This is a genomic window from Endozoicomonas sp. SESOKO2 (assembly GCF_024606245.1).
Lineage (GTDB): Bacteria > Pseudomonadota > Gammaproteobacteria > Pseudomonadales > Endozoicomonadaceae > Endozoicomonas_A.
Genome location: NZ_JAHHPQ010000485.1, coordinates 43,374 through 52,550, shown reverse-complemented (window position 1 = coordinate 52,550; position 9,177 = coordinate 43,374). Strand labels below are relative to the sequence as shown.

The window sequence follows — 9,177 nt, the reverse complement described above, 5'->3', positions numbered from 1 at the left end:
CTTTTTTTGGACTTAATAGTCGAAGTCAATGTACTCACAAAATACATTACTTCAGGGACGTAAGTATATGAATATATCTCAGTCTGGGGTCATCTGCCCCACCATCGGAAATGAGACATACTCACCACAAGACAGCGACAGAATGTCTATCAGCGACAATGTGGCAGAGTTTTTTTTGCCAGCTAATGGCAAACGTTATCACACGGGTTCAGAGCAACCTGTTTTACAGCGTAAGGTTTCTTGCCTCGCCCCCTTTAGCGGGCCCGGGCCAGTATCAACTTCATGTCATGACATCTTCCTGACTCCACTGTCCGCAGCTGAACATCTTCGGGAAACTTTGCAGAACCTTATCAAAACATTGCACTATCAAAAAATAACCATAGAAAAGTCTGACGTTAAAAAACCGAAAAATCAGGCTGAAGAAACGAAGGAGGATGATAAAACCGATGAGGCACTCAATATTTTTATCGGCTTTATATTATACAAGGAGGGCCTCCAGGAAGACCGCGGTTTTTTTGCAAGAGAACAGAATCGATATTTGCCAGACCAAACAATCGAAGCTGGAAGGGTTACTGAGATCTGTGATGTCCTGAATAAAATATTTCAAGAGCATTCAGAAGGACTAAAATCTAACAAAAAATATTTTAATCATTATGGTCTTAATTATGATCTCTCTGAAATGCTGAGTGACTATCTTGCTGAAACCGGTTTTATCCCAGTCTGGAAGAATAACGACAATGTATCCTGGCTTTTGCGCAGAGAACTATTTCGTTTTTTTGATATAATTTTGTCGCATTACGGCAAGTTCTCTGAGCTAATAGCTCTGTTTGGTTTTATTGAGAAACATAAAGCCGATTTTATTGAGATTGCCAAAAATGATATTGGCTCACTCAATAATAATTTGTTGACGTGCGTATTACGCACCGATGATGACCTGCGCGAAACATTTAACAAATCGATGATGACATCAATATTTGAACGACGCTACACGCATGTTATTGACAGTCTGTTTGCCAAAGAGTCTGAATTTGTGGAGAGCAGCGTGTATCCATTGATCAGTCCATATCTTAAATTTGGAGAAGAGTTCGAATATTATATTAACTCTTTTTCGGACTCGGAAAGTGAAATGAGGGATAAAACCCTGGACCCTCTTGAAAATCACCTTAAACAGAAAGGTTTTGAATACCTTGGTTTGAATAAATTTGGCAGGAGACGGTATACCCTGAACAGTGATTTTGAGATTATCTCTTTTCTGGATACAACCAGGTGCCTTGAGATAAACTGTAAGCCATACCATTTAGATGATAAACATGCCCATGACTGCTTTAAAAAGGTGATTAATTCGATAGACTTCCTGCGCAATAATGGGGTTATCAGTTATAGCTCGGGGCACAAACATGTTGATGTGTTGAGCGCTACAGGCGGCGATCCCGCAATTATTATGGCAATCGAATGTGAATTACAACACAATCCCTATTTACTCAGATTTTTCGGTAATGAAAAACGGATTGTCTCAGATAGAGAGGCTCAATGGCATAAAACATTCGGTGATTTTGAGAAACTGAAGGAAAGCGCGATAGTCAGGATGAATCAAATGATTGCCCATTACAATACGAGACTGATGGATGGGGATTATTGCAGCAGCAACCTGCAAGGAATGACCGATGAAGAAAAAATGGAAAACCTGAAACAGTTTACTGGTTTTTACAGTCGATTTGTTCATATGACCGACTTTCAGCATATGACGGGGAAATGGAAGGATGATCCATATCCACGTTCTTATGCGCTTTCAGCCCCTATAGAAAAGTATATGGCGATCTCATTATTACACATCAACGGAACAGCTGGTATCGATACACTTCCAACGATGGAATTCCGTTTTTTTCGCTGCCCGAAAACAGCTGAAGAGGTACAACTGGTCAATGAATTCTTGCAGGCCTGGTTTCAATATGTCCAACAATGTCAGCGTGATAACATCCCCCTGGAACCTGTTCCTGCTGATATCAAAGCATCCGGAGATTATTCCCCTGAAGAAGTGCGGAGCTGCAGTCTTGCCTATCTCGAAAAAATAGGTCTGGATTGGCGACGTTATCTGGTCTTTTTGGATGAAGCATAATGGCTTTACCCAATACTGAAGTTATATGACATATTTGGTGAATACCGAACAATGATTGTAAATATCCAATCGAAAAGAATGAAAGGCAATACCAGAGATCCACGGAATCATTCGCTTCCCCAGGGAATGCGCAAGATCTGTCGCCATGACATTCTACCGGAAGTCTGAAAATTGTAATTCAGTTCGTGACTGCTGATACTGCCTCCAGCGCCCTGGGTAACCGCCGTTCGATGACCACTGGCTCCCTGATGGATAACGGGAGATGATGCATAACCCAGTCCCAGATTGACTCTTTTTATGGAAAGATCCTCACTGACCTGATCGCCCTGATCCTGCCCACCCAGAACGGGATCGGGCGATGCGGTCCCCGTCTGGTAATGCAAGCCAATCAGGGCGCTAGAGCCATCCACTCGACAACTGTCTTCTGACGGTCTGTATTCAGTGAACAGAACCAGTGAAAACAATCGGGAAGCCGAAGTGATTGATCTTCCGGCAGGAATAACACCATCACCCTCTAGATCAAGCACCCAGCCACTCTTGGTCGCAATCACTGACTGAAGTGCAGTAAAGCTGCCGACGGTTGAAGAGTCCACAGTAAAGGCTACATTGCCACTGCTGGTTTTCTTATTGACAGTGCCATTGGTGTATACCTGTACGTCCGTCGTATTAACTAAGTCCGATAAAGACACCGCATTATACGTTAAATCACCGTTGCTACTCTGCGGCTCCTTGAAGCCAAAGAATGACTGGGTTTGTGTGGTGCGATTATCATCATACGTCAGAAGCCTTCCACTCCCTACATAAAGCCAGTGACGATTCTTGTCTGAGGCCACAACAGGAGCGGCTGAAACAGGCTTCCCGGTGTCAAGAAGCGTTGTCAGTGTTGAGTCGGTCAGGGTATCCTGCAAACGCAATCTCAGAAGCTTCCCATCCAGAGTTGATGTACCGGTTTCAATAGCGCCCAGATAAAGAGCATCGTCTTTATAATCCCGATCCCAATCGACGGCTGTAGTATTGCCACCGTACGCCTGAGAAATCCCTGAATCCATAGGTGCCATGCCCGACACAAAAGCTTTACTTTTCAGATCATAGACAAAGAGTTTGAGATTCTGGTTACTCGATCCATCATCCAGTGCTGTTCGTATTCCAGCCTCACCTGTACCGATAGGTCCTGATGCAAATGCCAGATACCATTCATTCGTCGTAGGTGCTTGACTCCAGTCATCTTCACCCTGGCTATCTTTGGCAGCCACACGACGTTTTACCAATGTAGGGCGGGAAGTTGTAAAACCTAGTTCCGGATGGTTTATTTCCGCCAGCAGTTTAGGGGGATCCTCTGGGTTAGTTATATCCAGCACCACATAGGCAGAGCGCAGTGTTTTGTTATTCCCTCCCAAGGTCACGTCGTAACCACCGCCACCAAGCCGCATACCCATAACCAGAACGGTTCCCCAGCCTCCGGGATAATCACTGTCATTACTGTCAAAAATGTTGACATCGAAAGTTACTGGCTCTGCATCCATGTAATAAACATGGGGATAGTCAGGCTCTCTCAACCACTGCAGATGGGGCAGCAGATTCATGGGCGTATAAGCCCAAAGTTCTGAGCCCAATGGATGACTGACTTCGTTATTATATCCAGTAACGTTATAGCCATATTGACTTTCATCCCAGAAGCCACCATTAAAAGCGTGGATCATTCCATCATTACCGCCTACGTAAAGCACGTGCCGACGGTTTTTGTATTGTTCATAAAAGGTGGTATAAGTGGTATCGGAATAGAGGGCATCGAACCGGCTTCCCGGAGAAGAGACCAGCTGCGGTGTTGAATGTATAATATCACCAAGACGCCAGACGTCATCTTCTCCGTCTTCATCGTAATCGATGGTTCTTGAACGGGTTCCGGAGATTTCCTCACCACGAACATAGTTGACGACATTGGTAACCTCAGATGCTGAAACCCCCAAATAACCTTCCATTGTGTTGAATGTATCAGGCGTCAGTGGCAGAGTTTCACCAGTATCAACGACACCATTATTATTTTCATCCAACCAGGTCAAAATATGGCGGCCGCCTGAAGCGAGAGAACTGAATGTGCGCTGGCTGACGACATTGGAGAGACTGGATAATTGATCTCTGGCATCCCAGATTGCATTCAGCTGATTGAGGGACTGGAGAGCGCCATCGGGTGTCAGTGTCCCCCCTGAATCTGAAGTAGAATACCGCTGAAACAGAGTCTGGTTGGAGTTGGGGTCAAAAACCAGCTCTACGATTTTGTCAACAGAGTAATCATCAAGCCTGTCATTGCCATTACTATCTTCCCGGAGTAAGCCTTTACTGTCTACAAAGAGGGCATGAAGCATTCCTCCCCAGGAAATTGTTTTACCGTTGTACTCCATAACGGGTTGAAACAGAGCCTGATAGAGAACACCTGTTCCGGTCTGACTGTTCGAAAAAAGGGCTGCGTTGGTGGCAGAGGAGACCCTGCTGACAATATCCTGTAAAACTTGCCCTAGCTGAGCCTCTAGCTGACTGGGATTGCGAGCGAAATAATAGTTGTCAGGTAAACCATCCGCCCCTAACGAGCCAGTAGTATTATTTCGGCTGTCCCACTCACGGTCATCATCTGAAATCCCATCGCCATTATCGTCATACTTGGGAGTACCATCACCATCAAGGTCAACAAAGCCTCCGTATTTAGCCGCAAACCAGAGCGGTTTTTCCAGTCGGCCTGCAGAGTTGCCACTGGCCGTAAAGTTTTTCACTTCATAACCCGTCTGCCCTTTGTAGACAAAATCATTTTGTAATCCATCGTCGTAGGTACCGGCCATTGTGTAACTGAACCTCAAGTTCAATCCAGCATAAACACCGTCTACATGAACAGCCATTCGTATCTGATCACTGCCAAAGCTTCCAATGCTCAAGGTTGAATCTGAAGTGGCTGTGCACTGGGCTCCTACACAAAATTTGATTCGTGAAGAAGCATCATAATCAAAGTCATTACCCCAGAGAGAGTCCTCCCAGGTAAACAGCAAGCTGCCTTCCACAACCTCGCCATCAGAATTCAGTACTGTATTTTCTACCACTACATCGGTCAGTGTGCAGTCACTACCACTTCCAGAGAAATTCGTGCCCGTGCCAAAATTGGAACTGGTATGACAAACCGGTTGGAAAGTGACAGGCTTGCCACCGGCATTCAGGGTAAAGCTGGGCATACTTTCTGCTAACTGAATAGAATAGGTTTTGACTTTTTGCACACCATCGAGAGTACTGTTCAAATCGGTCTGGTTGCCATAAAAAGCCAATCCGGACACCTGATAACTACCCTCCAGCTGAGGCAGTTCAGGACATAAACCTTTGGCTTCTGACAACCCATTAAGATACTTGGCTGTACATTGTCGTGTGCTACCAGTCCCACCCACCAGATAGTTACCAGCGAAATTATTGTTATATTCAAGCTCACCCACTTCATCGGTTTTACTATTGACACTGGCAGTACCGGACAAGCCGGGCAAATCGGCACTGCTCGAGAGTTCATCGGAATCAAAAGAGTTCAGTCCACTGGACAGCAGAATAATAGAACAGTTGGCACAAGCGTTGGCTGAAGTGACAGGAGAAATCCAGGACTCGGTGGATAATCCTGACACAAATTGATCATCAACACTGGTATCAAACGCACTGGAGGGTGATGACTGACCAGCAAAGTATCTCAGAGCCTCCAGATACATCTCAGCCAGTGGATTCCCCCAGTTGCTACAATGTCGGTTTGAATAGGTTGAACGTCCGGATTTAAAGGTATCAATGGAAATACCATATGTGCTGCAGTCGGTATATTTATTCTGACTGTAACTGTATCTGGCAATTCTGAAGCTGTTGATGTGCTGGATGATGCCATTGACGGAGTTATTAAAAATACCATTAGAGACATTGACCTCATCATCAGAAGACGACGAGTTACCGCCAATTTTAGAGATATTTCTACGCAGCAAGCCGCCAGAAATATTCTTGTCGTAACTGCCGCTGATCAGACCAAACCGGATACTGCCATCTTCACCGTAGCGTTGCAGCAACCCGGCCGGTTTGGCATTGCCATTGGAATATTCTCTGCAACGATCCGATGTTGATGCATCTTTACCTGTTACGCAAGACTCAACCCGAACCGTATTTTCTGCTAACTCATCACTGCCGGAAGGACTGTTGGACGTCCCCCACTGGCACTGAATCACTTCAGTGGATGCCCAGCGAGGCCATTGTCCACTGGCAATACGAAGCTTTGGCTCACCACCTTCACTGGTCGCCAGATTGCAGAGGCTTATGGAACCAGTGTAAGGAGTCAGACTGGCAAGATCACTGCCTTTGTAGACTTTGACAAAAGCATGAATATCTCTGGGTAAATAGGCTCGTTCAAGAACGGTCAGAGATGCAGTATCAGTAGAGCGTTTACCCCCAAAGAGCACCCTTCTCAGAACATCCATTCGACTCATGGTGGCCCAATTCAGAAAGTTACCACTCCATGGCGCAGCTGATGTATCGCAGTAATGGCCGTTGCTACCGGTTGCCTGTGCAGCCGGAGAAAAACGACCATTAGAGGAACTGTAGGAATAGCACCACTGGCTTTCAAAGTACCCCAGATACTCGAAGTTGTCTTTATAAGTCACATCCAACTGACCATCACCATCCAGGTCCGAGTAATCCGGATACGCTTTTTTAAACAGCTCGTGATCAACCGACATCACCAACATGACCAAAGGCTCCGAGCTGCGACTTAACAGTGGTGGCACCGAAGAATAGAGATTCGATGAAGGATCTGCTGATGCAAAAGTGGACCAGACTGACAGAACAGAGAGGCTTTTTATCAGTGTTTGTCTTATCTTCATGACTGCACTCCTTGAGCTTAAAGCTCTGCTAGTCAATCTTCTTGCTAATCATTCTTCTTGTAAGTGGTCTGCAGCATGACCCGGGCATCTGTCGAGCCACCTGTTGCCAGTACGGTAATTCGATAAAACCGGGCCCAGTCACTAAAACTGGCCGGGTCGGGAATAGGGCCATCACTTTCCTTGGGTAGATAGCACCGGAACTCAACAATGTACTTGGCCTGAGCAGAAACTCCCTCCAGATTGATGACAGTTGTCCGATGCTTTGAAGACGTGGACCAGACAGACTCATCTTCCCATGGTCTGTCAGTGCTATTTTCGCAGGTTCCAACCTCGGTACTCTGGGTGCCATTGAAACAAAGCCCATTAATGCAGTCCGCATTAAAACTGGAAAGCGAAAGAATAGTATTGGCAACGTAATTTTCAGCTTCAAGCACGCCTACTTCGGCAGAGTGAAAGGCCAACTGTTCATTTCGGAAGTTACCGGTCATTTTCTCTTCCAGACTGGCCACCCTGATCGAAGTAATACCTGCTACTGTAATAATCAATAGCAGCACCAGACTAACCAGTAAAACACTACCCTGCTGGGACTCTATCGGACTCTTCATTGAGCGATCCTCACTGCGGAATTCGATTCCGCAACTCCATGGTGAACACAAAAGATCGGCGTAAAAAATTATCTGTGGGGGTTATTCGGTTTCCGGCAAAAAAATAGGACTGAGGTGTGTCCGTTACTTCCTGAAAACTTCTAACCAGTAATTCCATCCGGACACTGGTGACATTTTGCCAATCCAGACTGAATAACCCTATGTCTGAAGCCGTCCTGTACTGATTTGCAATGCCATCGGCGTCAGTGTCATAGCCATAACGCAGACTTAAGTCTTCTACACCTTCTAGAAGGGCTTCAGCTGAATTAATTGCGCCAGAGGCTGTTTCACCGGCAAACCTGCGATAGAGATTCGGAACACCATTGCTGTCCCTGAGGTAGTAAACGACAGACGACAGGGGAAAAACCTCTGAGCCGGTATGACTCTCGTCCCTGGCATCCGCAGCAGATGTCAGACAGTTATAGTTGCCACCCAACTGGCTGGTGCAGTTATACAAGTTGCCACTGGAAGCTGATTCGTGAGAAACCGTTGAGCCAGTGGTATTGGCTCCGGCGCTGAAAACAGAAACTCCCTGGCAGTCAGAGCGAACCGCAACCAGAAGATCTCCCTGATTAAAACTATGAGGTTCCGAAAGCGTCATTCTGGCTGTGCCAGTATTATGGCTGACAACATTGAGCCCGCTCTCCAGGTCAATCCTGTGAATGGCAACACTCTCTGAAATAGCATTGCTATCGACTCTGGAATGATTAGCCACAGGAACACCCAGAATGCCCTTATCAAAGTGCGCCATCCAGGTGCGGTCATCCGTGCTGGTAAATAATGCATTGGCAAGATCCGCACTGAGAGGGCATCCTGTAGAACCAGCCATGCGAATATCCCTTGCGATCAAATCAATAGCAAAGCGGGCATTTTCCTGAATACGGGAGAGTTCATCCTGCAGCATGTAAGTGCGATTGGCGGTCAAAAAAAGGTGTCCAATACCTGCGATAAGAAAAAGCCCCAGCAGCAGGGCGACCATCATCTCCACCAGCGATAACCCTGCCTGTCTTACCCTCTCTCCATTCATAATGCACTCCTCAACACCACTTCCCGTGCGGCTTGGGCACCACGGGAATCATTGAATTTCAGAGTGATGACATAAACACGACCTGAGGAAGTATCTTCTATAGCAATAGAGCCTGTCGCATCAGGTAGCTGACAGGCCATCTGGAATTTCCATTGCTGAACATCATAGGTAGCTAACTGAGATTCACTGCAGGCTGAAGATTCACAACTATTAATAAAATCCTGAGTACTACAACCAGCGGCAACATGCTCTGATTCCGTGGTAATGTAATCACTACCAGTGGCTGCGACTGTTTTATTGGCACGAATACGATCCATCATATCGTTAACAATAATGACAGCCTGGGAGCGGAGATAAGCCAACTGGTTATGCTGAAGGCTTTTGGTTTGCAGGCCAGCCATGCCCAGCACACCGACGGATATCACCAGCAGAGCCACCATAACCTCAATCAGGCCAACCCCCTTCTGACGCAGTCGCTTGAGCAGGTTGCGTGTACTTCCTTTCATACGCACC

General features: G+C 46.3%; 5 protein-coding genes. 1 reads left to right on the top strand and 4 read right to left on the bottom strand.

Annotated elements, in window-relative coordinates; all coding sequences use genetic code 11:
• The first annotated feature begins 337 nt into the window (after positions 1-337).
• Positions 338-2,116 carry a hypothetical protein gene (locus tag KDK17_RS11240; protein WP_257288110.1) on the top strand — a complete coding sequence of 593 codons (1,779 nt, stop codon included), beginning with the start codon at positions 338-340 and terminating at the stop codon, positions 2,114-2,116.
• 107 nt (positions 2,117-2,223) lie between these two features.
• Here the strand turns inward: KDK17_RS11240 and KDK17_RS11235 are convergent, their stop codons facing one another.
• From KDK17_RS11235 to pilV, 4 genes are read right to left on the bottom strand one after another with little or no spacing between them, the layout of a single operon-like run.
• On the bottom strand, positions 2,224-6,993 hold the full coding sequence (locus KDK17_RS11235; protein ID WP_257288109.1) for a pilus assembly protein: 4,770 nt from the start codon (positions 6,991-6,993) through the stop codon (positions 2,224-2,226).
• A 44-nt stretch (positions 6,994-7,037) separates the two neighbouring features.
• Positions 7,038-7,598, bottom strand: coding sequence for a PilX N-terminal domain-containing pilus assembly protein (locus tag KDK17_RS11230; RefSeq protein ID WP_257288108.1), 561 nt, complete (start codon positions 7,596-7,598; stop codon positions 7,038-7,040).
• Between the two features lie 10 nt (positions 7,599-7,608).
• Positions 7,609-8,664, bottom strand: a complete 1,056-nt coding sequence (locus tag KDK17_RS11225; protein WP_257288107.1) for a PilW family protein — start codon at positions 8,662-8,664, stop codon at positions 7,609-7,611.
• Positions 8,661-9,170 carry a type IV pilus modification protein PilV gene (pilV, locus tag KDK17_RS11220; protein ID WP_257288106.1) on the bottom strand — a complete coding sequence of 170 codons (510 nt, stop codon included), beginning with the start codon at positions 9,168-9,170 and terminating at the stop codon, positions 8,661-8,663. Before pilV ends, KDK17_RS11225 begins: the two co-directional genes overlap by 4 nt.
• Positions 9,171-9,177 lie beyond the last annotated feature (7 nt).

What these genes read in the sequence shown, in the direction of transcription:
- KDK17_RS11235 (WP_257288109.1), bottom strand. Translation starts at nt 6,993, where the DNA reads ATGAAGATAAGACAAACACTGATAAAAAGCCTCTCTGTTCTGTCAGTC.
- KDK17_RS11230 (WP_257288108.1), bottom strand. Translation starts at nt 7,598, where the DNA reads ATGAAGAGTCCGATAGAGTCCCAGCAGGGTAGTGTTTTACTGGTTAGT.
- KDK17_RS11225 (WP_257288107.1), bottom strand. Translation starts at nt 8,664, where the DNA reads ATGAATGGAGAGAGGGTAAGACAGGCAGGGTTATCGCTGGTGGAGATG.
- pilV (WP_257288106.1), bottom strand. Translation starts at nt 9,170, where the DNA reads ATGAAAGGAAGTACACGCAACCTGCTCAAGCGACTGCGTCAGAAGGGG.